At 67.2% G+C, this 23,821-nt stretch carries 26 protein-coding genes, 1 tRNA gene and 1 pseudogene; 8 read left to right on the forward strand and 20 right to left on the reverse strand.

The window, feature by feature from the left end; genetic code table 11:
- Nucleotides 1-3 precede the first annotated feature (3 nt).
- From RBL05_RS03505 to RBL05_RS03600, 20 genes are all read right to left on the reverse strand, one after another.
- The gene (locus RBL05_RS03505) at nt 4-618 is read right to left on the reverse strand and encodes a CueP family metal-binding protein (protein WP_205772202.1); all 615 of its coding nucleotides are present in this window, start codon (nt 616-618) and stop codon (nt 4-6) included.
- Nucleotides 619-733: 115 nt separating this feature from the next.
- Nucleotides 734-1,675 carry a cation diffusion facilitator family transporter gene (locus RBL05_RS03510; protein WP_006214174.1) on the reverse strand — a complete coding sequence of 314 codons (942 nt, stop codon included), beginning with the start codon at nt 1,673-1,675 and terminating at the stop codon, nt 734-736.
- Nucleotides 1,676-1,677: 2 nt separating this feature from the next.
- Complete coding sequence (locus RBL05_RS03515; protein ID WP_167560385.1) at nt 1,678-2,067, reverse strand: ArsR/SmtB family transcription factor; 390 nt, start codon at nt 2,065-2,067, stop codon at nt 1,678-1,680.
- Nucleotides 2,068-2,203: 136 nt separating this feature from the next.
- The gene (locus RBL05_RS03520; protein ID WP_197464198.1) at nt 2,204-2,794 is read right to left on the reverse strand and encodes a LysR substrate-binding domain-containing protein; all 591 of its coding nucleotides are present in this window, start codon (nt 2,792-2,794) and stop codon (nt 2,204-2,206) included.
- 323 nt (nt 2,795-3,117) lie between these two features.
- On the reverse strand, nt 3,118-3,264 hold the full coding sequence (locus RBL05_RS03525) for a hypothetical protein (RefSeq protein WP_157554209.1): 147 nt from the start codon (nt 3,262-3,264) through the stop codon (nt 3,118-3,120).
- A 44-nt stretch (nt 3,265-3,308) separates the two neighbouring features.
- Nucleotides 3,309-3,382 (reverse strand) — tRNA-Cys (locus RBL05_RS03530).
- Between the two features lie 15 nt (nt 3,383-3,397).
- A complete protein-coding gene (locus tag RBL05_RS03535) occupies nt 3,398-3,916 on the reverse strand; it encodes a carboxymuconolactone decarboxylase family protein (RefSeq protein ID WP_061873196.1) in 519 nt (172 codons plus the stop codon).
- Between the two features lie 13 nt (nt 3,917-3,929).
- On the reverse strand, nt 3,930-4,295 hold the full coding sequence (locus tag RBL05_RS03540; RefSeq protein ID WP_061873197.1) for an ArsR/SmtB family transcription factor: 366 nt from the start codon (nt 4,293-4,295) through the stop codon (nt 3,930-3,932).
- A gap of 41 nt (nt 4,296-4,336) precedes the next feature.
- Nucleotides 4,337-5,014 carry a hypothetical protein gene (locus RBL05_RS03545; RefSeq protein ID WP_240941236.1) on the reverse strand — a complete coding sequence of 226 codons (678 nt, stop codon included), beginning with the start codon at nt 5,012-5,014 and terminating at the stop codon, nt 4,337-4,339.
- Nucleotides 5,015-5,078: 64 nt separating this feature from the next.
- Nucleotides 5,079-5,384: a metal-sensitive transcriptional regulator gene (locus RBL05_RS03550; protein ID WP_006214168.1), complete on the reverse strand. Its 306-nt coding sequence runs from the start codon at nt 5,382-5,384 to the stop codon at nt 5,079-5,081.
- Between the two features lie 10 nt (nt 5,385-5,394).
- Entirely contained in the window at nt 5,395-7,632 is a 2,238-nt protein-coding gene (locus RBL05_RS03555; RefSeq protein ID WP_205772203.1) for a heavy metal translocating P-type ATPase, read from the reverse strand.
- Between the two features lie 70 nt (nt 7,633-7,702).
- Nucleotides 7,703-8,302: a YdhK family protein gene (locus tag RBL05_RS03560; protein WP_158493366.1), complete on the reverse strand. Its 600-nt coding sequence runs from the start codon at nt 8,300-8,302 to the stop codon at nt 7,703-7,705.
- Between the two features lie 97 nt (nt 8,303-8,399).
- Nucleotides 8,400-8,729, reverse strand: coding sequence for a ferredoxin (gene fdxA, locus RBL05_RS03565; protein ID WP_006214165.1), 330 nt, complete (start codon nt 8,727-8,729; stop codon nt 8,400-8,402).
- A complete protein-coding gene (locus RBL05_RS03570) occupies nt 8,726-9,931 on the reverse strand; it encodes an MFS transporter (RefSeq protein ID WP_159544036.1) in 1,206 nt (401 codons plus the stop codon). Before RBL05_RS03570 ends, fdxA begins: the two co-directional genes overlap by 4 nt.
- Nucleotides 9,932-10,006: 75 nt before the next feature.
- A complete protein-coding gene (locus RBL05_RS03575; protein WP_167560389.1) occupies nt 10,007-11,152 on the reverse strand; it encodes an FAD-dependent oxidoreductase in 1,146 nt (381 codons plus the stop codon).
- Between the two features lie 47 nt (nt 11,153-11,199).
- Complete coding sequence (locus RBL05_RS03580) at nt 11,200-11,553, reverse strand: metal-sensitive transcriptional regulator (protein ID WP_006214162.1); 354 nt, start codon at nt 11,551-11,553, stop codon at nt 11,200-11,202.
- A 66-nt stretch (nt 11,554-11,619) separates the two neighbouring features.
- A complete protein-coding gene (locus tag RBL05_RS03585) occupies nt 11,620-11,871 on the reverse strand; it encodes a YHS domain-containing protein (RefSeq protein WP_167560391.1) in 252 nt (83 codons plus the stop codon).
- A gap of 53 nt (nt 11,872-11,924) precedes the next feature.
- A complete protein-coding gene (locus RBL05_RS03590) occupies nt 11,925-14,195 on the reverse strand; it encodes a heavy metal translocating P-type ATPase (protein WP_167560393.1) in 2,271 nt (756 codons plus the stop codon).
- A 46-nt stretch (nt 14,196-14,241) separates the two neighbouring features.
- Nucleotides 14,242-15,183 (reverse strand): hypothetical protein, encoded by a 942-nt coding sequence (locus tag RBL05_RS03595; RefSeq protein WP_040560308.1) that lies wholly within the window; start codon nt 15,181-15,183, stop codon nt 14,242-14,244.
- The gene (locus RBL05_RS03600; RefSeq protein WP_006213359.1) at nt 15,183-15,392 is read right to left on the reverse strand and encodes a heavy-metal-associated domain-containing protein; all 210 of its coding nucleotides are present in this window, start codon (nt 15,390-15,392) and stop codon (nt 15,183-15,185) included. The genes RBL05_RS03595 and RBL05_RS03600 overlap by 1 nt, the downstream gene beginning before the upstream one ends.
- Before the next feature lie 554 nt (nt 15,393-15,946).
- On the opposite strand from RBL05_RS03600, the gene RBL05_RS03605 reads away from it, so the two are divergent.
- From RBL05_RS03605 to RBL05_RS16910, 8 genes and pseudogenes are all read left to right on the forward strand, one after another.
- Nucleotides 15,947-17,236 (forward strand): IS256 family transposase, encoded by a 1,290-nt coding sequence (locus RBL05_RS03605; RefSeq protein WP_125106307.1) that lies wholly within the window; start codon nt 15,947-15,949, stop codon nt 17,234-17,236.
- Nucleotides 17,237-17,409: 173 nt separating this feature from the next.
- The gene (locus RBL05_RS03610) at nt 17,410-18,201 is read left to right on the forward strand and encodes a helix-turn-helix transcriptional regulator (protein WP_308740592.1); all 792 of its coding nucleotides are present in this window, start codon (nt 17,410-17,412) and stop codon (nt 18,199-18,201) included.
- A 246-nt stretch (nt 18,202-18,447) separates the two neighbouring features.
- Nucleotides 18,448-19,533: an ArdC-like ssDNA-binding domain-containing protein gene (locus RBL05_RS03615; RefSeq protein WP_167560395.1), complete on the forward strand. Its 1,086-nt coding sequence runs from the start codon at nt 18,448-18,450 to the stop codon at nt 19,531-19,533.
- Nucleotides 19,533-20,441 (forward strand): bifunctional DNA primase/polymerase, encoded by a 909-nt coding sequence (locus tag RBL05_RS03620; protein WP_235044703.1) that lies wholly within the window; start codon nt 19,533-19,535, stop codon nt 20,439-20,441. Before RBL05_RS03615 ends, RBL05_RS03620 begins: the two co-directional genes overlap by 1 nt.
- The gene (locus RBL05_RS03625) at nt 20,441-21,322 is read left to right on the forward strand and encodes a DUF2637 domain-containing protein (RefSeq protein ID WP_205772204.1); all 882 of its coding nucleotides are present in this window, start codon (nt 20,441-20,443) and stop codon (nt 21,320-21,322) included. The genes RBL05_RS03620 and RBL05_RS03625 overlap by 1 nt, the downstream gene beginning before the upstream one ends.
- Entirely contained in the window at nt 21,319-21,723 is a 405-nt protein-coding gene (locus tag RBL05_RS03630; protein WP_167560397.1) for a hypothetical protein, read from the forward strand. Before RBL05_RS03625 ends, RBL05_RS03630 begins: the two co-directional genes overlap by 4 nt.
- A 98-nt stretch (nt 21,724-21,821) precedes the next feature.
- Nucleotides 21,822-22,709, forward strand: a complete 888-nt coding sequence (locus tag RBL05_RS03635) for a hypothetical protein (protein WP_040560311.1) — start codon at nt 21,822-21,824, stop codon at nt 22,707-22,709.
- A gap of 40 nt (nt 22,710-22,749) precedes the next feature.
- Nucleotides 22,750-23,807, forward strand: a pseudogene (locus tag RBL05_RS16910) (ParB N-terminal domain-containing protein).
- Nucleotides 23,808-23,821 lie beyond the last annotated feature (14 nt).

Here is a 23,821-nt window from a genome sequence, read left to right on the forward strand (position 1 = left end):
GTTTCAGGCCAGTCGCATCGTGGTCAAGCAGGTTTGCGCATCGTCGTCGACGCTCGAAAGTTTGGAGGTGGCGGTCTGGCCGTCGTGGGTGATCGAGATCGACGTCTCGATGCCTCGGGGCAGCCAGATCCCGACGAAGCCGTTGTCGAGGGTTCTCATCTCCTCGTCGACGATCGTCTCGCCGGTCGTCGCATCCGTCACCGTGACGGCCACGTCTGCGTTGCGCAGCTCACCCAGGCATCCGGTCGGGCTGTGGTAGTAGCAATCATGGGGCTGCGACCGATACGGGGCGACGGATACGTAGATTTCGTTACTTGGCAACCGCACCTCTGCCGTGTGTTCGTGCTGATCGGTGAGCGTGACCGCCTCCGCAGTGATCGACGTGGTCAAGGTCTCCGTGCGTTCGTCCAGCGGGATCGCATCGAGCGTTTCGACCAGCTCACGCACGTCGAGGCCATCGAGACCGTTCTCGGCAAGGATCTCGGCTCCGCTGGCCGAGGAGGCTGAGGGTGAGTCGTTGGCGGCCGTGCATCCGGTGAGCAGGAAAGCGCCGACCACGACGGTGATTGCAGCGGTTTTCGTTCCGCCGTACTTCGGGAATGGCCTGAAGTTTTTCATGGGATTCCTTGCCGTGTCTGCCGTGGTGCCAATTGGCCATACTACCCCATAGGGGTAGTGCCTACCTGCGTGACGCGGAAGCCCCCCGGAACGAGCCCGGGAGGGGGCACTGCGTTCAGTCGTGCTTGCTGATTTCCGGTTCATGTTCGGCAATGTGCTCGGTCTCGATCTGGAAGGTCGAGTGATGGATGGAGACCTCGAAGTGTCCTGCGACGCAATCTTTGATCTCGTGGAGCGTCTGCGCGGCATGACCGTCGGTGAAACACTCGTCGTCGACGACGACGTGGGCGGTCAGGGTCGGCAGGCCGGTCGCCACGGTGGAGGCGTGCAGGTCATGGACATCTTTGACATGGTCAAGTTCGAGGATGTGCGAACGCACCTTGTCGAGGTCGAGGCCCTTGGGAGTGAACTCCATAAGGACGCCGGTGGTCTCGCGCATGAGCTTGAACGCGCGAGGCACGATCAATGTGGCGATAAGCAGTCCGGCGATGGCATCGGCCTGCATGAACCCGGTCGTGGCGATGACGATCGCCGCGATGATCACTCCGAGCGACCCGAGGGCATCATTGAGAACTTCGAGGAACGCGGCACGCATGTTGAAGTTCGAACCGCGGCTGGAGGCGAGGATGGTGATGGCGATGATGTTCGCGACCAGGCCGATGATGCCGAATATCAGCAGTTCGCTTGCGGGCACCTCCGGCGGCTCGAACAGTCGCCGGATGCCTTCGATGGCGGCGTAGGTGCCCACCGCCAGCAGCAGTGCCGACTGTCCGAGGGCTGCGATCACTTCGATACGCCGGAACCCCCAGGTGCGCTTGGAGTTGGCGGGCTTGAGCATCAGCGTCGCGGCGATCAGTGCGACCAGCAGCCCGGAGGCATCGGTAATGGCATGGGCGGTGTCGGTCAGCAGTGCGAGGCTGCCGGTGATGATCGAGCCGATGGCCTGGGCGACGACGATCGTCGCGGTGATCGAGAATGCGATCCAGAGTTTCTTGCGGAAATCTCCGGGGTGACCGGTCTCGCTGGCGGCGGGGCCGTGATTGTGTCCTGCGCCCATGACTACTTCTTGTCCGTATCTGTCGCGTGGTGGGTATGTGGGAGTCGCAGGTGCGTGCAGAGCAGGGCCTGCGTGCCGGTGGCATCGAGGAGGCGTTCGGCAGCGGCGATGAGGGTACGCAGGAGCTCGGACTGTGCCAGCGAGTACCAGGTGGAGCGCCCTTCCGGGCGCATCGTCGCCAGGCCGCACTCGACGAGGAAGCCGACATGCTTGCTCGCCGTGGACTGGGCCAGGCCCATGTGCTCGACCAGGTCCCGGACCCGGTGCTCCCCGGAGGCGAGGTGCTGCACGATCGCTAACCTCGTCGGCTCCGCAAATGCCTGGAACAGGTGGGCGTACGCTACTGTCGCCACTTCGTCGAGGGTTGCCCCCTCCTCTTGAATCATCGTCATAGGGCGATCATATCGCGCTAGAGCGATATTGTCGAGTGTGATCTGTTGCTCCGACACGGAATGAAGCTCAGGGGTCCCGTCGCACCCGAGGATGGGCTACCTGGGGGATGGTCGGTCGCATAGCTGCAGTGGGGAGCTACGTCAGCTGACCATCGGCCCCGGTGGAGAGCAGGCGGGGTGGGGAGCCGATGTCGATGAGTCGGGTGAAGTAGTCCTGTGCGCAGGTGGCGAAGACCCCTACCTGCGGGTGGCTCCTCCTCTGCCCTGGCCAGGTCAGCGCCACGGTCACCCGTGGGGCATCCTCGATGGGCAGATAGACCACCTCCGGCGCGCGGTGATTGTGCGTTGTCGCCTCTGCAGTGATGCCGATGGCGTCGCCGACAGCGATGCGGGTTAACCACTCGTCCGTGTTCGCCACCGAGATCGTGCGCGGCATGCGAGCAGTCGTACTCCACAGCTCCCCGGTGGCCGTCGGAGCGGTCGCGCAGACCGCCACCGGCCCGTCAGCGAGATCGGCTAGGGTCACCGACTCCTGCCGGGCACGCGAGTCGGTACTCGTCACCGATGCAACCAGGCGTTCGGTGAACAGCGGTAACCGCTCCAAACCCGGACCAATGGCACGTTTGGGTGAAGAAGAGCGGATGAGTGCGGCATCGATCGCCCCCGTCGCGCAGGGCCCAGATCGGGTCCGTCGGGCGACTGTATTCGATGAGCTCAGCGTGCCCACGCTTCCATTCCTGGAACAGAGGCAAGGTGTGACGGCCAAAGCCGGCCCAGGCGCAACGGCACCAGGATGCGCAGTGAGGCCGTGGTGCGATCTTCCAGGTGAAAAGGTAGGTTTGAATCCGGTTCCGAGAAGGGCACATGGGCCTGGGTCCGACGATCAGACTCTGTTGTGAGCCGCGGCCCGCCCTCGCCCTCGCAACGTTCAAGTGAGTAGATCCTGGAGCGGCCGAACTTCAGACGGATGCCGTAGCCGCCGTTGGGTCCGTCAGGCAGAAACTCTGCCCCCAATTCTTCGAGGGCGGCCCGCACACGCTCCTGCTTCTTCTACGACAAGTCGTGTCGCCCCTTCTCGAAGTCGCGCAACTCTTCCTTGGTCACGTTGGCTTCACGGGCAATATATTGGGCGCTCACCTTCACGAGGATGCGCGCGACGCGTGTCATGTCACCGTTGAAGATGTGCTGGCTCTCCATCACTCGCCTCCAACGACGTGTGTCCTATTGGGCTCAGCGGGAAGTGGAGGTGCCTACGGGATTCGAACCCGTGTAAACGGTTTTGCAGACCGCTGCCTATCCTCTCGGCCAAGGCACCAAGTCGCCGGCGAAGTCAGTCGCCCGGCGTGAGGCCAGCAACCAGGTTGAAGGCGCCGGTGAGAATGTTCAGCGACACGACCCCGACGACATCAGAGATCTCACGGTCGCTGTACCCGTATCCCCGAAGCTCGTCAATCTGCTCGTCGGTGATCGACGTAGGCTCACGGTAGATCTGGAGGCCGAGCGCGATCATCGCCGCGACCGGGCCGGTCATCGCCGTACCCTGCTGGGCGAGTGCGATCTCGTCATCGCTGACCCCGAGCGATCGTGCCGCGCTGATGTGCGAGGCCAGGCACATTCCGCATCCCTGCTTCGACTGCACGGCGATCGAAACGAGCTCGCTGACCTTACGGTCGAGCTTGGCGCGACGCATGGCTTTGCTCAGCTGCAGATAGCCGCCGAGCACCGCCGGGGAGTGCGCCATCGTCGAGACCATGTCTCCGACCTGGCCGTGCCGCTCGACGAGATCGCCGAGCAAGTCTCGTGAGGCCCCCACTGCGGTCTCAGGGGTCAATCGGGAAAAACGGGGCATGATGCCTCCTCTGTCAGTTCGGTCGCGAGTTCGAGGTGGGAGAACCCGCACGAGTGCGTTCCTGCTGCTGATGTTCGGCATGGAAGATCGCAGCCTCAGCCAGCGCCCCGGCATGCACACCGTTCAATAGGTAGAAGTCGCCGGACTCGCGTCGCTGCCGACTCACGATCCCGGCCGACTCCAGGCGGTGAAGCTCGTGGGAGGTCTGGTCGACGGGAAGGTCGACGATGTCCGCCAGATGATTGGCAGAGACCTCGATGTCGCGAATGGCGAGGATCATCTTCACACTCACCGGATTCGCCAGCAACGCGAAGACTCCGACCGCCGCATTCAGATGCGGTGTGTCATACGTGGCGTGCACGTGCTCAACCTTCTTCATAGTCATCAATACTACCCCATACCCCTATAGGGTATCAAGGGTTATTCAATCGATGTGACGGACTCGGAAACGCGTGGCCGGGTGCGGCGGATCGGGGTGAGGCCAGAGGCGACGGGTCCGCGCAGGAGCACGTGTCCAGTCGGGAGGGTCAACCGCGTCCAACGGCCGGCGGTTGAGATCGTGGCCCCGTTTCCTCGGCTGAGGAACCCGAAGACGTAGGCGGCGAACGCAACGCCTTGTGGCAGCGATGCGAGTGCCGTGTCCGGGGTACCCCAAACCGTGCCCCGGATCTTGCGGACGACATCGTCGCCGGGTTTGTCGGGAAGTGCTTGGGCGACGGCCTCGATGCCGGCACGGGCGCTGCGCATCAGCGTCAGGCTGGACACATCCGCAATAAGTCTCCACCCGTGTTGCGGGGGTTCGACGCTGGTCCAGGCGGGTGCCAGCGCGGTTTCCGGCAACGCCAGGGTAAGAGGGTCGGCGGTCGCGGTCAACGTTTCCACGGTGACGTCGCACTGCAGCTGAGGGTCGGAGCGGAGCGTGCGAAGGACGAGGATCGTAGGAGTGCGGTCGAGCGGACCACGGGGCGTTAGCGCGGCTGCGCTCATGCGCAGCAGCCCGGCCGCGGCCTGCAAGCGCACGCCATGGGCACCGGCCTGCGCGGCCCGCTTAGCGAAGGTGAGCGCGTCGCGGGCGGACGGCGCGTCGGCAAGGAGCAAGCGCGCTGGCATCCTGAGGGTTTGTGCCCGCCGTGTCCTGGAACGCGGTGATCGGGGTCCGGGTTCAGGAGCGAACGAGCCGGTTGATGGCGTCGGTGGCTTCCTGGATCTTCTCGACGGCCGCCTCGTCGCTGAGCTTGGCGGCATCAAGCACGCAGTGCTTGAGATGGTCGTCGAGCAGACCAGTCGCAACCCCCTGGAGGGCACGGGTCAGAGCGGAGACCTGGGTGAGGATGTCGATGCAGTACTTCTCCTCATCGATCATCTTCGCGATCCCACGCGCCTGTCCTTCGATGCGCTTCATGCGGCCGAGATAGCGCTCCTTGTCGCTGATGTAGCCGTGCTGGTGGGAATCGGTATCGACAGACATGGGCATGTCCTTACTTCTGGCGCTCCAGGACGGAACGCGTGCTGGCTTCGGGTGTGAGGTCGATGCGCCGCAGCAGCTGGGCGTTGAGCGCGACAACCACGGTGGAGGCTGACATCAGGATCGCGCCGATCGACATTGGCAGGACGAATCCCACCGGTGCCAGGATACCGGCCGCCAACGGCACCGAAAGAAGGTTGTAGCCGGCGGCCCACCACAGGTTCTGCTTCATCTTGCCGTATGCGCGTCGCGACAGCTGGATGATCGAGAGCACGCTGCGTGGGTCGGAACTGGCCAGGATCACCCCGGCCGAGGCGATGGCGACATCGGTGCCCGCGCCGATCGCGATGCCGACATCGGCCTGCGCCAGAGCCGGGGCGTCGTTGACGCCGTCGCCGACCATCGCGACCCTCTTGCCCTCTTCCTGCAGCTGGGAGACCTTCGCGGACTTGTCCTCCGGGCGCACGCCGGCGAAGACGCGGTCGATGCCGAGCTCCCGTCCGACCTCGTTCGCGACCGCCTCGGCATCGCCGGTGATCATGACGACCTCGACACCGAGGGCGTGGAGGGCGTCGACGGCGTCGCGGGATTCTGGCCGGACCTCGTCGGCGAGCCTCAGCCCGCCGACCACCTGGCCGCCGCGGAGAACGTGCAGAATGATCGCGCCCTCGGAGCGCCATGCCTCGGCCGTGCCGACCTCGTGCTGACCGGTCTCCTCGAGCAGCCGGGGCCCGCCGACGCGGACCTCCTGGCCGGAGACGGTCGCGGTGACGCCGACGGCGGGCGAGGATGAGAAGCCGCTGGCCTGCTGGAGGGCAAGGCCCTTGTCCTTGGCGGCGGTGACGATGGCCTTGGCGAGCGGGTGCTCGCTGTCGGCCTCGGCCGAGGCAGCGAGGGCGAGGACCTGGTCGGCGTCGAGTTCGCCGGTCGGCTCGACGCCGGTGACGGTGGGCTCGCCCTTGGTCAGCGTGCCGGTCTTGTCGAACAGCACCGCGTCGACCTGCCGCATGGACTCCAGCGCCAGGCGGTCCTTCACTAGGACGCCTCCGCGGGCGGCTCGCTCGGTGGCGATGGAGACGACCAGCGGGATCGCCAGGCCGAGGGCGTGGGGGCAGGCGATGACGAGCACGGTGATGGTGCGCACGACGGCCTCGTCGGGCATGCCGATGAGCGTCCAGACGACCGCAGTGACCAGCGCCGCGCCAAGAGCGAACCAGAACAGCCAGGCCGCGGCCTTGTCGGCGATCCGCTGGGCGCGGGAGGATGAGTTCTGCGCCTCGGCGACGAGCCGGTTGATGCCGGCCAGGGCGGTGTCGTCACCGGTGGCGGTAATCTCCACCCGCAGACCGGAGTCGGTGGCGACGGTGCCGGCGGTGACGGTCTGGCCCTCGCCGCGAGAGACCGGGCGGGACTCGCCGGTGATCATGGACTCGTCCATGTCGGCGCGGCCGTCGACGATGGTTCCGTCGGCCGGGACGCTGCCGCCGGGGCGCACGATGACCACGTCGCCCACGTCGAGGTCGGCTGGGGCCACCTTGACGACGTTCTCGCCCTCGACGCGCTCGGCCTCGTCTGGCAGCAGTGCCGCCAACGAGTCGAGCGCCGAGGTGGTCTGGGCCAGGGAGCGCATCTCGATCCAATGGCCCAGCAGCATGATGACGATCAGCAGCGCCAGTTCCCACCAGAATTCGAGCTCGTGATGGACGAGCCCGAGCGTGGCGGCCCAGGAGGCGAAGAAGGCCACCGTGATCGCCAGAGCGATGAGTAGCATCATCCCGGGCTTGCGGGACTTCAACTCGCTGACGGCACCGGTGAGGAAGGGCCTGCCGCCCCAGACGTACATGACGGTGCCCAGTGCCGCGGCGACCCAGCCCGCCCAGCCGGGGACCTCGTAGCCCAGCAGCATGGCGAACATCGGTGAGAGGGCAACCGCGGGGATGGCGATGACGAGGTTGATCCAAAACAGCCGGCGGAACTGGCCAACGTGGTCCCCGTGCCCGCCATGGCCGCTGTGATCTCCGTGCCCACCGTGCTGGGCATGCTCATCGTGGCCGCCGTGCTCGTCGAGGCCCGTGTGGCCTGAGTGCTGCCCGTGGTCCATGGCGTGGCCCTGATGCCCGGTGTGCTGACCCTCGCGCGTGCCGTGCGCATCCGCCGAGGCGTGCGCGGACACAGACCCGTGGTGATGCTCGCCGTGGGCGGGTGTATCGGTTTCATGGCCGTGGTGCTGGTGTGAGTTCGGGTCCGTCATGATTCCTCTCCTCCGTCATCGAGCCAGGCCGATTGCCGCTCACCCGGTGGCCGGGCAAGCGAACGTCGGCTCAGGACGCTGGTTGGATCTCGCTCTCGACGACCCACTTGTGGTTCGTCATCTTCATGCCGTCCGTCTCGTAGTCGACCATGTAGACCGTCTCATCGGTGGACGAAGCGATGGTGGCCTTTACGCCTTCCATGCCTTCCATGTGCTCGGCGAGCAGAGTCACCTCTGTGCCGTCGGCCAGACGCTCGTCGCCGGCATCCTCAATTTCTTCCTGCACGACCCACTTGTGATCAGTGACGGGGTCGCCGCCACCTGCGGGCGTGTAGTTCACGGAGTACGTGTACGTGTCGAATGCGCCGGAAATCGTTGCTGTAGCCCCTTCCATGCCTTCCATGTGGTCGGCCGTGAGCTGCACCTCGGTACCGACAGGGTAGGTGGGCTCACTGGCTTCGGCGATACCCTCGGGTGCCGGTCCGCCGTCCATCGGGTGCTCCATCTCCTCATCACCGCTTTCTGCGTTGTTGCCGCCGTGGCCCTGATGCTCCTCAGTAGCCGAAGGGTCGGTCTGCTGGTCGTCGTCTGCTCCGCTGGCGCAACCGGCGAGCACGAGCGCCACTCCGAGCGCTCCCGCTGCCAGTCCTGTTCGCAGTCTCCTCTGCATGTCATTTCCTTTCATCAATATGCCTACCATATACCCCTAGGGGGTACTAGTCAAGGATTGTGTGTTGTGTCGGTATGGATCAATCGGAAGCCCCTTCTCAGAGGGTCTGCTCGTGTTGGATGGGCAATGCGGCGATGAGGGGATGGTCGAAGCCCGTCGGTCCGATCTTCGCGGCTCCTCCGGGAGAACCCAACTCGTCGAAGAACTCGACGTTGGCCTTGTAGTAGTCAGACCATTCGTCGGGCAGGTCGTCTTCGTAGTAGATGGCCTCGACGGGGCAGACCGGTTCGCAGGCTCCGCAGTCGACGCATTCGTCGGGGTGGATGTAGAGCGAGCGTTCGCCCTCGTAGATGCAGTCGACAGGACATTCGTCGATGCAGGCGCGGTCCTTGACGTCCACGCAGGGAAGCGCGATCACGTAGGTCATGGCTGCTCCTCTCGGTCGGGTGCGGATCGGCGGTGAGAGCCGGTGGGAGGCTCGGGGAAGTCGTCAGTCTCTGCCGGGCCTGCGGCCGGGTGCGGGATGCGCAGGCGCAGGACGGTGGCGACGAGGCTGAGGGCGATGATGATCGCACCGAGGATCGTCATCGTCCCCGACAGGGTGAGCACCGGCACGAGCAATCCGGCGACGATGGTGGGCACGCCGAATGCCAGGTAGGCAACTGTGTAGATCACAGCCATCACGGCGGCGCGTTCCGACGATGCCGTGTGGGGCATGAGTGTGCGCAGTACCCCGAGGAACGCTGTGCCGAACCCGGAACCGACGATCGCGACCGAGGCGACATAGGCTGAGTAGGAACCGAGTGCGAGGGCGCCGATGCTCACTGCGGTGCCGAACGCCAGGGCACTGGTCGCATACAGGCTGATGGTGCGGGCGGAACGCCGCTGTAGGACGGACGAGGCGGTGACTCCGGAGATCGCCAGTGCGAAGATGACGATCCCAGCTTGGGTGTGCGTGGAGCCCCCAAGCTCACTGCCGACGAGGTCGGCTCCGAGCGCGAGGAAAAGCCCGTTGGTCGCCCACCCGGCGATGATCACGGGCACTCCGGCGGTGAACATGCGGCGCAGGTGCGGTGGCACGGTGAACCGCGGACGGAGGTCGCCACGTCGTATCCGGGTCTTCGGGGCCAGTTCCGGTGTGCTCCACACGACCGTTGCCACGATGAGGAAGGCAAGCACGAGCGACCCGAAGACGGCAGTTGTCGGTTCGGAGGTGAGATCGAGGAGAAGCGCAGCACCGAGAGCCCCGGCCCCAAGGCCAATCATCGGGCCGATCGTGTTCCACAGGGCTGCGATGTTCCGATGCGACGGGGACTCGAAGTCGATCATCATCGCCGACAGCGCCGGGATCAGCAGACCCGCTGCGAGCCCTTGCAAGGCTCGGGCGACCAGGAGCGCCGCGAGGCTACCGGCGAACCAGAACATGGCCACGCTCAGCGCCAGCGCCAAAGAACCGGCGGCCACGACCGGACGTCGGCCGACGTGGTCGGAGAGTGGTCCGAGGTAGAGCAGCGCGGCCAGGAGGGTGAAGGTGTAGACCGCGAACACGAGTGTGGTGGCGACGGGGATGAGTCCGAGCCGTTCGGCGATCTGGGGGTAGAACAAGGACGGCGCGCTGGCAGCGGCCATCATGAGAATGGTCGCTGCCAGCGAGAGCACGAAGCCCCGCCGTGGGATCTGCCTAATACAGTCTCCCGCCATCGCCTATGCCCGCACGCCGTGGAGCTGCTGCCCCCACTGGTAGACGGTGCCGACTGCGTCGATGCCAGTGACGCCGACGACGATGCCGTCGGTCTCGTGGCGGACGATGAACTCCTCACCGGCTTCCAGGTGGGCGTCTGCGCCGGCTGTGTACCCGACTCCGGAGATCATCTGACCGTAGACCATTGCCATGTAAGGGCTGCGTGGCAGGTAGGCGCCCGGATCGTCGCTAATGCCGAGGTCGTGCAATGCGGCCTGCGCGGCATGCGCACCCTGTGCGGCGGCGTCTTCCCAATGGTCGATGCGCCAGGCGCCCAGTGCCTCGTCGTGGTGCGTGGCCACACCTCCGGCTGCGTAGACGTGTTCTGCCGCGGCGCGGAGGTGATCGTCGACGTCGATACCGTTCGTCCACGGTGACGGGGCTGCGGGCGTCGTGCCGAGCGCGAGGAGAAGGAAGTCAGCCACGACGGGATTTCCGTCGTTGAGGGTGATGGTGACACCGGATTCTGTTTCGTCGACATGCTGGAGAGTGCGACCGAATCGGGCCTGCACCTTGGCGGCATGGTCGGCGGCGAGGCGCTCAGCCACGGGCGCCCCAAACGCTCCGACGCCGGGAACTGAACTGCGGGAGACCAGCGTGACCATGTGTCCGTCGGCTTGCAGAGACGAGGCTGTCTCGGCTGCGATGATTCCACCGCCGTAGATCGCTACCCGCGCGGGTCGCCCCAGTCCGGTCAGCAGCTTTCGGATGCCCAGGGCATCCTCCACGGAGTGAAGAGCGGTGACCCGCCCTTGTCCGGCGTCTTCGCCGCCGAACACGTCAGCGGGCAGGGAGCGAGGCATACTCCCGGTCGCGACGATGAGCGCGTCGTAGGAGACCTGTGCGCCGGAGGTCAGCTGGACCTGCTTCGCCGAGGTATCGACTTTGAGCACGGTGTCGGCGATGACCTCGATCTGAGGCAGCGGGAGCTTGATCATCTCCGGCGGTGTCGGACCGAACGCGATTCCCTTGATGAGCATCCGCGTATAGGGCGTCTCCCCGGTGCGGGTCACCAGCGTCACCCGGACATCGTCGCGTGAGGCGAGAGTGCGGGCGGCTGCGGCCCCGGCTGCTCCCGAGCCGAGGATGAGAACGTGCTGTGGGGTCATAGAAGAACTCCTGAACTGCTGGTCGTGATCGAACTGATGCGCCGGCGTCAGGAGCGCACGAGGCGGGCGATGGCCTCGGACGCCTCGCCGAGCCTCTGCTCGCTCACTGGTCCGCCGGCGAGTGCGGCGTCGAGGACACAATGCTTGAGGTGATCGTCGAGCAGGCCGAGGGCGACATTTTCGAGTGCCCTGGTGACTGCGGAGATCTGGGTGAGGATGTCGATGCAGTAGCGGTCCTCGTCGACCATCCGATCGATGCCGCGGATTTGGCCTTCGAGGCGCCGCAGACGATTGCGGTACTTCGTCTTATCGCTGATGTATCCGTGGACGGACGCGTCGCCGTCGCCTCCTGCGGGGCAGGTGTCGAGGTGGGTTTCGGTGGTGGGAGTCGTAGTGGTCATGTCGGTTCGCTCCGATCAGGTGGCGGGGTGCCGCAGCGGTGCCGCGGCACCCCGCACGCTGGTGGATTACGCCATGTTGGCGGCGTACTTGGCCGGGTCCGAATCGAACGCAGGCCCACAACCAGCGCAGCAGAAGTAGTAGCGCTCATCCTCGAAGTCGCGGTAGAGGCCGACGGCCTCGGCGGTCTTCTTGCTGACCGGGGTGCCGACCATGACCGGGCAGGTGGTCATGTCATCGGCGCCCCCGCCAAGAAGGTTCTCGCGTCCACCGTTCTCCACGGCCGGGTTGGTCTCGTTCGTGCTGCAGCAGCTGCTCATTCTCTGGTGTTCCTTCGTTATTGGATTCGTGTGGATGGGTGGGTTCTCGTACGTCACTTCGAGGCGACGCTCGTGAACCCGCGCAGGCGGAGGCTGTTGCCGACGACGAAGACGCTGGAGAACGCCATCGCCGCACCTGCGAGCATGGGGTTGAGCATGCCGAGCGCAGCGACCGGGATCGCGGCGGTGTTGTAGGCGAATGCCCAGAACAGGTTGGTCTTGATCGTCGACAGGGTCTTCCTGGACAGGCGGATCGCGTCGACGGCGGCCCGCAGGTCACCGCGCACGAGCGTGATGTCGGAGGCCTCGATCGCGACGTCCGTGCCGGTGCCCATCGCCAGGCCCAGATCAGCCTGCGCGAGCGCGGGGGCGTCGTTGACGCCGTCGCCGACCATCGCGACGATCTTGCCCTCTTCCTGGAGGCGAGTGACGACGTCGACCTTGTCCTTGGGTAGCACTTCGGCGATGACCTCGTCGATGCCGACCTCGGACGCGATCTGGCGGGCCACGGCCTCGTTGTCACCGGTGAGCAGCACCGGGGTCAGGCCGATCTCCTTGAGCCCGCGGATCGCCTCGGCGCTCGTGGGCTTGACGGTGTCGGCGACGACGAGGATGCCGCGCGCAGCACCGTCCCAGCCGATCGCGACGACCGTCTTGCCCTCGCCCTCGGCCTGGGCCTTCGCCTGTGCGACCTCCGGAGAGAGCTTCTGCGACCAGTCCGCCAGCAGAGACTCGCGGCCGACGACGACCGGGGTCCCCTCGACGATGCCCTGCACGCCCTTGCCCTCGACATTGGCGAAGTCCTCTGGAGTAGGCAGCTGGCCGACTTCCTGGGTCGCGCCCTTGGCGATCGCCTGCGCAATCGGATGCTCCGAAGAGTCTTCCAGTGCACCGGCGAAACGCAGCAGCTCCGCACGATCCACACCGGGCTCAGTGATCACGTCGGTCAGAGTCATCTTGCCGCTGGTGACGGTGCCGGTCTTATCGAGCACGACGGTGTCGACCTTGCGAGTGGACTCCAGCACCTCCGGGCCCTTGATGAGGACGCCCATCTGCGCACCGCGCCCGGTGCCGACGAGCAACGCGGTCGGGGTCGCCAGACCCAGCGCGCAGGGGCAGGCGATGACGAGCACAGCGACCGCTGCGGTGAACGCGGCAGCGACGGGGAACCCGCCTCCCAGCCAGGCGCCGAGGGTGATGAACGCGACGACGATGACGATCGGCACGAAGATGCCGGAGATACGATCGGCCAGACGCTGCACCTCGGCCTTGCCGGTCTGCGCGTCCTCGACGAGCTTCGCCATCTGTGCGAGCTGTGTGTCCGAACCCACACGAGTCGCCCGCACGACCAGGCGGCCGCCGGCGTTGACGGTGGCACCGGTGACCGAGTCGCCCTCGCGGACCTCGACCGGCACGGACTCGCCGGTGAGCATCGAGGCGTCCACCGCGGAGGAGCCGGAGGTCACGAGACCGTCGGTGGCGATCTTCTCGCCTGGACGGACGATGAACTCGTCGCCGACCGCCAGCTCAGAGGTGGGGATCTTCACCTCTACGCCGTCGCGGAGTACGGCGACTTCCTTCGCGCCCAACTCCAGGAGGGCGCGCAGCGCGGCCCCGGCCTGGCGCTTGGATCGCTTCTCGAAGTAGCGGCCGGCGAGGATGAACATCGTCACGCCCGCGCCGACTTCGAGATAAATGTTCGCCGCGCCATCCGACGGAGCGATCGTGAACTCGAAGGGGTGCGTCATGCCGGGAGTGCCGGCAGTGCCGAGGAAGAGCGCATAGAGCGACCACAGCAGCGCGACGGAGGTACCCATCGAGATGAGCGTGTCCATCGTCGCCGCACCGTGCTTGAGGTTCGTCCACGCCGCCTTGTGGAACGGCCAAGCTCCCCAGATGATCACCGGTGCGGCCAGGGCGAGTGAGGCCCACTGCCAATACGTGAACTGCAGCGCGGGGATCATCGCCATCGCGATCACGGGAACAGTGAGCACGATCGCGCCGATCAGCCGATGCCGCAGCGAGGTGAGCTCACTGTCTTCCTCCTCCCCGGCCTCGGTCTCCGACATGTTCGCCGTAGTGTCCTTGGGCTTGGGCAGTGCGGCCGTGTACCCGGTCTTCTCGACCTCGGCGACCAGCAGTGACGGATCGTAGCCGGCAGGCACGGTGACCTTAGCCTTCTCAGTGGCGTAGTTGACGGTGGCCGCGACGCCATCGAGCTTGTTCAGCTTCTTCTCGATCCGGTTCGCGCAGGAGGCGCAGGTCATCCCGCCGATCTCCAACTCGATGTCCGGCCCACCCGTTGGGGGCGCTGATGTGCTCATCCTCTTCCTTCTTTCTCAGCTCTCGTGCGACGCCAAGCCCTGCGGGTCAGTGGCCGTCGGAATGCGAATCGTCTGTCTTCGAGCCGTCACCGTGCTCGGCGTCGATCACGAACTCGGCGGTGTGCACCTGCCCGTCGACCTGGAAGTCCAGGTAGAGCAGGTAACGGTCGGCGGTCGGGGCCTCCGCTGCGAATCGGATCTCGGGTCCGGCCGTGTCCCCGGCCTGGGGCTCGTCGCCCTCGGCGTGGACGTGCAGGTAGGCGAGGTCACCCTCGCGCAGCGCCACCAGGTGGCCGAACGCGCCCAGGTAAGGCTCCAGCGTGGTCACCGGCTGACCGTCACGCTCGACCGAGATGGTGAGCTCGCTTGAGGTGCCCGCAGTGAGGTCGCCGTTGAGGGAGACGGTGTATCCGTCGACCTCGTCGGTGGTCTGCGCCTCGGTCTCGACAGGGGTGAAGTCGCCCGCGACCTCGATTGCGCGGGTGAGAGTGATGCCTTCGGCTTCCTCGCCCGCGGGTGTGAAGTCGGCGTACACGCGGTAGGTGCCCGCCTCGTCCCAGGTCCACGGCACCGACCAGGTGCCTGTGCTCGTGTCGAGTTCGGGGTGCACGTGCTGGAAACCGGCGCCGTCGGTGCGCACGGCGATCAGATGCAGGTCCTTCTCGTGCGCGGTGGTGTACTCGGTCACCGGTTCGCCGGACTCGTCGAGGATCTGGAAGCTCAGGTCTCCATCCTCGCCTGCGGCCGTGGGGGCCTGGACCGGAGAGAGCACGAAGCCGTCCGCGCTTGCGGAGACCCCGTTCAGAGCGGGCTCCGCGGTTTCCTGCGCAGCGTCGCCGTGCCCTTCACCGTGTGCGTTCACGTTACTTCCTTCTGCCCATGCTGCTGCGAAGCTATCGGGAATGACGGCGCCGGCGAGGCCGAAGGCCCCGCCAAACGCCACCACCAACCCGGCCCCGTAGAGCGCGAGCCGTCCTCCGGCCTTCATCAGACGCGCACCGCCGAGTAGCCGGCCTCCTCGACCGCCGCGAGGACCTTGGCGTCGTCGATCTCACCCTCGGCGGTGACGTTGAGCTTGCCGGTCTGCGCGCTGACTTGGATGTCCTGGACGCCGGGGATCTCGCTGACCTCCTCGCGGATCGACATCTCGCAGTGGCCGCAGGTCATGCCCGTCACCTGGTAATCGTTCGAAGCCATCAGGTATCCTCCTTGCATGTCGGTAGTACCCCTACCGGGTACGTGTACAAGTCAACGCTATACCCCTGTCAGGTATTCCGCAAGGAGGGAGGCGATCGTGTGAGCTGCATCGCGCAAGTGCTGCAAACGATGGTTGGAGCGTCCGAGGTGTGCCTTGTGGTGCACCGATGCTGCGGGGCGATCCGCTGGGTTTTGTCGATGCGCGTCGGAGAGTAGTGACCCCTCGGCTCATCAGAACCGTGGACTGCCTTGCCGCATCGACGAAGGCAGCGAAGACTGGTACGAAACCGACTCCCGCCCCACAGCGATCATGCGCTATTGCTGTTGGTTCGGAACTGGCGAGCTCGTCCGGCTCCACAGGCGTTCGAGATTAGTGAGCGGATCAGACAAGAGCCAGCAAGAGTGCGCGGCCACGCCAGAGAGCAATGATCAGAACCTGTGGATGGCCCTCGGCGGGGTGACGTGAAAGTGGCGTACCTCCCGAGCAAGATCTGAAGCCCATACAAGTTCTGATCAGGGTCGGCGTTGGCGCGCCGGCTCGGGAAGGTACGCCCATGCTCAAGGTAGTCCAGGAGAGCACCAAGTCCAACGTCGACGCGACCACCGTTGGGGGTGGGTCGCTGCTGGATGAGATCGTGCGCGATGGCGCCAGGCAGATGCTCGCGGCCGCGCTGCAGGCCGAGGTCGCCGCCTACATTGAGCGGTTCATCGAGGAGGTCGACGAGCACGGCCACCGGCTCGTGGTGCGCAACGGGTACCACGCGCCCCGGGTGGTGACCACCGCCGCTGGTGCGGTCCCGGTCCGGCAGCCTCGGGTCAACGACCGGCGGGTGGATGAGGCCACCGGTCAGCGCAAGCGGTTCGCCTCGGCGATCCTGCCCGCGTGGGCCCGCAAGTCCCCGCAGCTGGCCGAGGTGCTGCCGCTGCTGTACCTGCACGGCCTGTCGAGCTCGGACTTCGCTCCGGCGCTGGAGCAGTTCCTGGGCACCGCCTCCGGACTATCGGCCAAGACGATCACCCGGCTGACCGAGCAGTGGCAGGCCGAGGCCGCCGCGTTCAACCAGCGGTCGCTGGCCGAGACCGACTACGTGTACGTGTGGGTCGACGGGATCCACCTCAAGGTCCGCCTGACCCAGGACAAGGTCTGCCTGCTCGTCATGGTCGGCGTCCGCGCCGACGGCACCAAGGAGCTCGTCGCGCTCGAGGACGGGCACCGCGAGTCCACCGAGTCCTGGGCAGACCTGCTGCGCTCGTGCAAGCGTCGCGGCATGGCCGCCCCCGTCCTTGCCGTCGGCGACGGCGCCCTGGGGTTCTGGCGTGCGCTGCGGGACGTCTTTCCCGAGACCGCCGAGCAGCGGTGCTGGTGGCACAAGATCGGCAACGTGCTCGCCGCGCTGCCCAAGTCGGTGCACAAGGACGCCAAGGCCGCCCTCGCCGAGATCTACAACGCGCAGGACCGCGAGCACGCCGAGGCCGCGGCGCAGGCGTTCGCGGCCGCCTACGGTGCGAAGTGGCCCAAGGCGGCCGCGAAGATCACCGAGGACCTGGACGTGCTGCTGGCGTTCTACGACTTCCCGGCCGAGCACTGGGTGCACCTGCGCACGACCAACCCGATCGAGTCCACGTTCGCCACCGTCCGGCTGCGGCAGCGCGTCACCAAGGGACCGGGCTCGCGCGCCGCGGGCATCGCCATGGCGTTCAAGCTCATCGAGTCCGCGCAACGACGCTGGCGCGCGGTCAACGCACCCCACCTCGTGGCCCTCGTCCGCGCCGGCGCCACCTTCGAGAAGGGAAAGCTCGTCGAACGACCCGAGGAATCAGCAAACCAGCAACACGTAGCGTGACACGCCGATCCACAGGTCTTGACAATTACTCCACGCCAGAGGCAGCGAGGCACTCCTGTGATGCACATTGGCGTAGCCCGCTGGTCGCCCAGACGCTTGCCGTCCACCGGCCTGTCGGCCCGGTGGTTTACGACTGCCTCAACATCTTGTTCATTAGGTCGGGCTCGGCAATCATGTTCAGCGAGTTCGGTCGTCAGCCGGTCAGCGTGGGCGATGCGATCCTTCTCGGCCCGAACGTATTGTTCAGCTGCGAGCCCGAGTGCCAAGTGTCGGTGACGTCGATCCGTGTCGATACCGATTTCGCTCTCGATCAGTTCTTCTGGCAGCACTCTGCGGTGCTGCACGATCGGCTTGACGCCCCCGGTTTCGCGGAGAAGATCTACTCTGAACCAGCGCAGATCCTGCGACTCGGCAGAGATCGGGCCGGGATGGTTGTGCCGTGGATTGATGAGATGGTCGCGCTCAGCGTTGAGAGACGGTTCCGAGAGAGATTCAACCGACTCCAGGCACTCTGGTTCGCTGTCATGGATGTGCTCGGACGATTCATCCGGGTCTCGCCTGCGAGGCTGACACCATTGCAGCGTGCACGCGCGCGTCCAGTGCTGCCGCGCAGTCGCAGGTTAGCCCCTCTCCGTCCGGAGGCGCTGCTGGCACGGGAGGCACTGCATGAAAACGTCGCCTATAGGTGGACACTCCACGAGCTGTCCGAGAGGGTGCGGCTCTCCCCGCAGCAATTGACCCGTGTGTTCGTCGATGCCTTCGGGAAGACCCCGATCGCGTATCTGACGATGCTTCGCGTGCAGGAGATGGCCAGGCTGCTGCGCGAGTCCGATCTTTCTGTCGCAGCAGTAGGTCGTTGCGTCGGCTGGTCCAGCCGTTCACGGGCGACGGAGGCATTCATCGAGCACGTCGGGCTCAGCCCGAGTCGCTACCGCTCCATGCGCCCGGTTGTCGCGGATAGATAGCAGCAGAGTCGTCCGGGAAATCATCACTTCGTCCGGCGTCCGACCGGACTCAGCTGCTTCCAGCCCTACGCAGGCTCTGAGGCTGATACGCCAGTAGGTCCACGTCAGGTGCCGCCCGTGTCCTGACGGCCAACCTACCGACTGTTCCGTTCGCTGACCGTCTGACTCGCCGGAAGCTCCTGGCTCACCTCGCTGGTGCAAGGCCAGCCGCGACCTCGCGGCTGGCCTGCCGAGAGGAGGCCGACGATGGCGACGAGGGAGGAAGCCCGCCAACAGCGGGAAGCGAAGCTCGACGAGCTCCACGAGAAGCTCACCGGTGCCGTCGAACGGCTGGTCACCGGTGAGAACTGGGCCGATGCGATGCGGTTCGCTGCCCGGTTCCGGTCGCGGAGCTTCAACAACGTCTGCCTGATCTGGGAGCAGCACCAGGCCGCATTCGAGGCCGGCGGGGTGCCCGAACCGTTCCCCACCCTGGTCGCGGGATACAAGCAGTGGCAGCAGCTGGGCCGACAGGTCGAGAAGGGCCAGGCCGGGTATCAGATCCTCGCCCCGGTCACTGGCAGGTTCGCCTCGACGAACCCGGCCGATCCGGACTCCTGGCGGCGTCTGAACCGGGGTGAGAAGCCGAAGCCCGGTGAGGTCGTGCGCTCCCGCATGGTCGGCGTGCGCCCGGCCTACGTCTGGGACGCCTCCCAGACCAGCGGCGATCCGATCCCCGAACGGCCAGCGCCACGGCTGCTCGCTGGCGAAGCCCCCGAAGGTCTGCGCGAGGGTCTGGCGGAGCAGGTCACGGCGGAGGGGTTCGAGCTGCTGTGGGTGCCGCACGAGGGCATGATCGGCGGCGCGAACGGGCTGACGAACTACTCGACCCGGCAAGTCGCCGTGCGCACGAACATGGACGACGCCGCGCAGGTGAAGACTCTCGCCCACGAGCTCGGGCATGTGCTGATGCATGGGCCGGACCAGGAGGAGGCGCGGCAGCATCGCGGGATCGGTGAGGTCGAGGCCGAATCGGTGGCGCTGATGATCGGCGCCGCCCACGGCATGGACACCACGGGCTACACGATCCCGTACGTGGCCGGGTGGGCGGCGAACGTCGACGGGAAGAACCCGGTCGAGGTCGTGCAGGCCGCCGGTGAGCGCATCCGCAAGACCGCGCTCAGCATCCTCGACGGCCTCGACACGAACCAGGTGCCCGACGGCACACCGCCCGGGCTGGAACGCGACGGCCCGGCCCCGAAGAGCCCACGGCAGGACACGCCCGGTCGGCAAGTGGCGCCGTTGCCGGCGCCGGAGCGGGCCGCTGCGGTCGTGTTGGGGCGGGGGCTGTGATGTCCGAGAGCAGGTTTACTCGGGCGGTCCGGCAGATGGATGCGTCCTGGCCGCTGGGGCGGGCCGCGATGGTGTTCGCGCAGTCCGGGGTGCCGGTGTTCCCGTGCGCGCCGGAGGGCAAGCAGCCAATCACCCGACGCGGCTTCCACGACGCCACCACCGACCCGGCGCAGGTGGAGGCCTGGTGGCGCAGGTTCCCGGCGGCGAACATCGGCATGCCCACCGGCCGAGCCTCGGGCGTCTCCGTGGTGGATGTCGATGTGCACGGCGTCAACGGCTTCGACGCGATCCGCGCCGCGCGGCGGGAGGGGCTGGTGCATGGCTGGGAGACGATGGTGCGCTCACCGACCGGCGGCCTGCACATCTACTTCCCGGCCGCCGACAGTGAACAGCCGTCGTGGCAGGCCGGCCGTGCCGGGGTGGATTTCCGTGGGGATCGCGGCTACATCATCGTCCCGCCCTCGCGCCGCCAGATCGACGGCGAGAGCGTGCTCTACCGCCCCACCTCGTTCGCCCCCACCGACGGGCGGGCGCTGGATGCGCAGCGCCTGCGGGAGTTTCTCACCCCGCCCCGGCCCCGCCCGAAGACCGGCCCGATCTCGGATGCAGGGGCGATGGTGGATGCGGGTCGGATGGCGTCCTGGCTGAGCGGGCAGTCCACGGATCGCAATCTCAAGCTGTTCTGGGCCGCCTGCCGCCTCGCCGAGGGCAATGTGCCGGTCTCCGAGGCGCTGGATGCGTTTGCGAGCGTGGAGCAGCCGGATTTCGGGCAGCGGGAGATCACTCGCACCGTCGAGTCCGCCTACCGCACCATCACCACCGGTGTCGGCACCTCGACCCGGGCCGAGTCCGTGCCGGAGAGATTCGGGCCGGTGCCGGCTGCGACGCGGGCGGGCCGGGGGCTGTGATGGGCGGGCTGTCGGGGCGGCGATGGGCGGTGGTCGCGGCCGCGTCGGGGACGGTGCTGATCGGCGGCGGCGCGTTCTGGCTGAGCTTCGTCGCTCTGGCCGATCTCGCGGTGCGCTCGGGCATCACCAGGAACCAGGCGTGGATCTGGCCGCTCTTGGTGGACGGGCTGATCGTGGTCGCGACCGTCGCGGTCGTCGCCCTCGACGGGCATCGGGCGGCCTGGTACCCGTGGGTGCTGCTGATCGCCGGGGCGCTGATGTCGGTGAGCGCGAACGCCGCGCACGCCCTCGTCGCCGCTGACGCCTCCGTGCCGGGCCTGCTCGCGGCCATCGTCGCCGCGGTCCCGCCGCTCGTGCTGCTGGCCTCCACGCATCTGACGACGGTCCTGACCCGCTCCACCAGAACCCCGGTCCCCACGCCGATCACCCCCACCCCGGAGTCAGGATCGGCGCTGGAGGTCTCCGAGACCGCTGGCGCGCAGGCACAGGCCGCACCGCTCCTTCTGCCGGAGCTTCCCGAGCGGCCACGTTCGGCCACGGGCATCGCGGTAGCGACAACGCCGGCCCCGGCCGCCAAGGTGCTGGGCGAGCAGACAGAGCCTGACCGATCGGATGTGCCCGTGCTGGAGGCGGTGGCCGAAACCCCATCGGCTGAGCCCGACCCGCCAACGTTGGCAGGTGCTGGGCGGCGGGAACGGGCGGCAGTGCTGCGGGGGCGGGGCTGGTCGAACAAGGCGATCGCGCGCGAACTCGGCGTGCACGCCTCGACCGTCGGCCGCTGGTTCCCCCGCACCGATCCCGCGCCCGCCGCAGACCAGGAGACCTCGGCAGTGCCCGAGCACCACAACGAATCAGATGAGGAGAAGGAGCAGAAATCATGAACCCCTACGAGCAGGACAACCCCGGCAGGCAGGACACGCCCCCGCCGGAGACGACCCGCCCTGACCGGGCGGAGACACCGGGTGCTCCGGAGGCGATCCAAGCCGCCGACGTCACCCGCACAACCGGTGCCAAGACTGAGACTGCGGATGTTGATCCGGCACTGCGCAAGGCGCGCGGGGTTGACTGGGTACGCACCTCGGACCTGATGGCGAGAGGCACCGGGCAGATCTCACGCCTGGCGATCGACTTCGAGGCGAACCTCGCACACAAGGCCCACGACGGCCTCGCCCGCGGCGTCACGCGCCTGGGTGCAAAGGAGCGTGAGCTGCCCCCGATCTCGGCGTTCGGCCGCAGTACGAGCCGTGACGGGGCCGGGCGCGGCCCGGTCGGAATGAACTGAGGTGACCGGCCATGACCACGACCATGCCCGGCGCCGAACGCCGAGCACCAGGTGTCGGAGAAGGCGAGTGCACCTGCCTGCCAGGAGGTGCCGAACCCATGACGACCACGACTCACACAGGTTCCCCGCAGCGGGGGCCTGAGAACTACACGACCAGCGCCGGGCTGCGTGCCCTGCTGGCCCGGCTCCACGCGGCCGGGCCCGGGGCATGGGCGCGGGACCCGGTCGCCGGCGAGCTGATGCAGTATGCGGCGCAGAAGTACGCCGCGCTGGCGCGCAAGCACTCGTTGGACCCGTGGGAGGCCGCCAGCGCCGCGTTCGATGTGATGCGCACCCGCTCCGCCCGGGAGGCGATCGACCCGTGGGGCGTGGTCACGCACGCGGTGCGGATCACCTGCATCGCCGAGGAGCGCGCCCAGGGGCTGCTGTGCTCGACCCATCAGGCCCGCCGCCCGCACATCTCCGCGTTCCACGACGCCGAGCGAATCTCCGACAGGGAGACGCCGCTGTCGGAGTATCACCCCGCGTTCCAGGTCACCGACCCCGAACCCGATCCCGACGGCACCGGAGACGCCGGAGACGGTGACGGTGGCGGTGGTGGTGTGGTGGGGGTGGCGATGTCGGCGTCGTCGGCGGCTGAGGACGCGATCGCGCTGGTGACGATGCTCGGCTGGGAGCCCGCGACCGCGCGGGCGTCGGTGGAGCACATCTGCGGGGCGCTGGCGAAGGCCGGGGCGCGGCATACCGCGTTCGAGACCCTGCGACGTGACCAGCACGCCCGCGCGCTGCTGGATCTGCCGGGCCGGTCCTGGACCGGGCTGCTCAAGGCGCTGCTGGGCAACCCGCACCCGGCGCTGGCGGCGACCAGCGCGGGCCGCGGGGTGCTGCTGCGGCTGCTGATCGGCGAGACGATCCCGATGCTGCTGCGCGATGACGATCTCGTGCTCACCATCTGCCTGGCCGCCCCACGACAGGCCCGGAAGTAACCGGGGACCACGAAGAGAGGACTGAGAGGGGTGAGTGGTGATGAGTATCGAACTGCAACGCACCGTGGAGTCGATTCAGGTCGGTGCCCGTCATCGCGCCGACCTCGGCGATATCCAGGCTCTGGCTGACTCGATCCGCGAGCACGGCCTGTTGCAACCGATCACGGTCACCCCCGAAGGGGTGCTGGTGTGCGGGCGACGCCGGCTGGAAGCGATCCGGCTGCTGCACTGGCGCACGGTCAGCGTGTGGGTGCGATCGGGTGTCTCGACCCGGTTGGGGCATCTGCTGGCCGAGCAGGACGAGAATGCGCACCGCAAGCCGCTCAACCAGCTGGAGGCCGCCGCCCTGTACCGCGAGCTCAAGCAGCTCATGACCGAGGACGCCCAGCGCCGCGATGTCGTAACCCGCTTCTCGGCGGAGAATCAGCCCGGTGCTGACGGGGGTGCCAATTGGCACCCCCGTCAGGGGGTGTCGGTGGGAGGAGCCGCGCGCAGGCCGCGCGGATGGTCACCGGCCGCGCCTCGTACACGACGCTGGAGAAGATCTCGGCGATCCAGGCCATGGCCGAGAACCCCGAGAATCCCGAGGCGCTGCGCGAGCAGGCGACGACGGAGCTTGCGGGGATCGAGGCCGGCGGGCCGGTCGACCCCGCCTATCAGCGCCTGCGCGGCCAGGTCGAGCAAGCGGACGCCTCTCGCCAGGCGTCGCTGCGCGCGATGGCCCAAGAGGCCGTCGCCCGTGTCACCGCCGCTGGACGCAGCAAGCCCCGCACGCACACCTCGGCCCGGCCGGCGGTGGTGCCGGGGCGGTGGCCGGTGACGGCGTTCGTGCAGACCTGGACCTCCCTGGCGGAATGGTGGACCCACTACGACGTGGACGAGCTCGCCCGCGAACTCACCGAGGAGCAGGCCGGCATCTTCCTCGACGTCGCCGACGGCACCAGCGCCTTCGCCGCCCGCCTGCGCATCTCCCTCGACACCACCGGCCACGACGTCGAGACGACAACCGAGGAGCCCCGTACCGACGAGGACACCGGCCCCGGCGCTGATGCTGAATCAGGCGAGAGCGTCTCTCGGCAGCATCTGCGTGCTCTGTGACCGGGTGCGTGCAC

The organism is Brachybacterium sp. GU-2 (genome assembly GCF_030866705.2).
Lineage (GTDB): Bacteria > Actinomycetota > Actinomycetes > Actinomycetales > Dermabacteraceae > Brachybacterium > Brachybacterium conglomeratum.

Excerpts from the sequence above, each read along its gene's own strand:
- RBL05_RS03550 (WP_006214168.1), bottom strand. The coding sequence starts at position 5,384 with ATGTCTGTCGATACCGATTCCCACCAGCACGGCTACATCAGCGACAAG.
- RBL05_RS03625 (WP_205772204.1), top strand. The coding sequence starts at position 20,441 with ATGGGCGGGCTGTCGGGGCGGCGATGGGCGGTGGTCGCGGCCGCGTCG.
- RBL05_RS03605 (WP_125106307.1), top strand. The coding sequence starts at position 15,947 with ATGCTCAAGGTAGTCCAGGAGAGCACCAAGTCCAACGTCGACGCGACC.
- RBL05_RS03635 (WP_040560311.1), top strand. The coding sequence starts at position 21,822 with ATGACGACCACGACTCACACAGGTTCCCCGCAGCGGGGGCCTGAGAAC.
- RBL05_RS03590 (WP_167560393.1), bottom strand. The coding sequence starts at position 14,195 with ATGAGCACATCAGCGCCCCCAACGGGTGGGCCGGACATCGAGTTGGAG.
- RBL05_RS03535 (WP_061873196.1), bottom strand. The coding sequence starts at position 3,916 with ATGCCCCGTTTTTCCCGATTGACCCCTGAGACCGCAGTGGGGGCCTCA.
- RBL05_RS03575 (WP_167560389.1), bottom strand. The coding sequence starts at position 11,152 with ATGACCCCACAGCACGTTCTCATCCTCGGCTCGGGAGCAGCCGGGGCC.
- RBL05_RS03620 (WP_235044703.1), top strand. The coding sequence starts at position 19,533 with ATGTCCGAGAGCAGGTTTACTCGGGCGGTCCGGCAGATGGATGCGTCC.
- RBL05_RS03570 (WP_159544036.1), bottom strand. The coding sequence starts at position 9,931 with ATGGCCGCTGCCAGCGCGCCGTCCTTGTTCTACCCCCAGATCGCCGAA.
- RBL05_RS03585 (WP_167560391.1), bottom strand. The coding sequence starts at position 11,871 with ATGAGCAGCTGCTGCAGCACGAACGAGACCAACCCGGCCGTGGAGAAC.
- RBL05_RS03595 (WP_040560308.1), bottom strand. The coding sequence starts at position 15,183 with ATGAAGGCCGGAGGACGGCTCGCGCTCTACGGGGCCGGGTTGGTGGTG.
- RBL05_RS03600 (WP_006213359.1), bottom strand. The coding sequence starts at position 15,392 with ATGGCTTCGAACGATTACCAGGTGACGGGCATGACCTGCGGCCACTGC.
- RBL05_RS03525 (WP_157554209.1), bottom strand. The coding sequence starts at position 3,264 with ATGGAGAGCCAGCACATCTTCAACGGTGACATGACACGCGTCGCGCGC.
- RBL05_RS03630 (WP_167560397.1), top strand. The coding sequence starts at position 21,319 with ATGAACCCCTACGAGCAGGACAACCCCGGCAGGCAGGACACGCCCCCG.
- RBL05_RS03615 (WP_167560395.1), top strand. The coding sequence starts at position 18,448 with ATGGCGACGAGGGAGGAAGCCCGCCAACAGCGGGAAGCGAAGCTCGAC.
- RBL05_RS03515 (WP_167560385.1), bottom strand. The coding sequence starts at position 2,067 with ATGACGATGATTCAAGAGGAGGGGGCAACCCTCGACGAAGTGGCGACA.
- RBL05_RS03555 (WP_205772203.1), bottom strand. The coding sequence starts at position 7,632 with ATGACGGACCCGAACTCACACCAGCACCACGGCCATGAAACCGATACA.
- RBL05_RS03610 (WP_308740592.1), top strand. The coding sequence starts at position 17,410 with ATGTTCAGCGAGTTCGGTCGTCAGCCGGTCAGCGTGGGCGATGCGATC.
- RBL05_RS03540 (WP_061873197.1), bottom strand. The coding sequence starts at position 4,295 with ATGAAGAAGGTTGAGCACGTGCACGCCACGTATGACACACCGCATCTG.
- RBL05_RS03560 (WP_158493366.1), bottom strand. The coding sequence starts at position 8,302 with ATGCAGAGGAGACTGCGAACAGGACTGGCAGCGGGAGCGCTCGGAGTG.
- RBL05_RS03510 (WP_006214174.1), bottom strand. The coding sequence starts at position 1,675 with ATGGGCGCAGGACACAATCACGGCCCCGCCGCCAGCGAGACCGGTCAC.
- RBL05_RS03505 (WP_205772202.1), bottom strand. The coding sequence starts at position 618 with ATGAAAAACTTCAGGCCATTCCCGAAGTACGGCGGAACGAAAACCGCT.
- RBL05_RS03580 (WP_006214162.1), bottom strand. The coding sequence starts at position 11,553 with ATGACCACTACGACTCCCACCACCGAAACCCACCTCGACACCTGCCCC.
- fdxA (WP_006214165.1), bottom strand. The coding sequence starts at position 8,729 with ATGACCTACGTGATCGCGCTTCCCTGCGTGGACGTCAAGGACCGCGCC.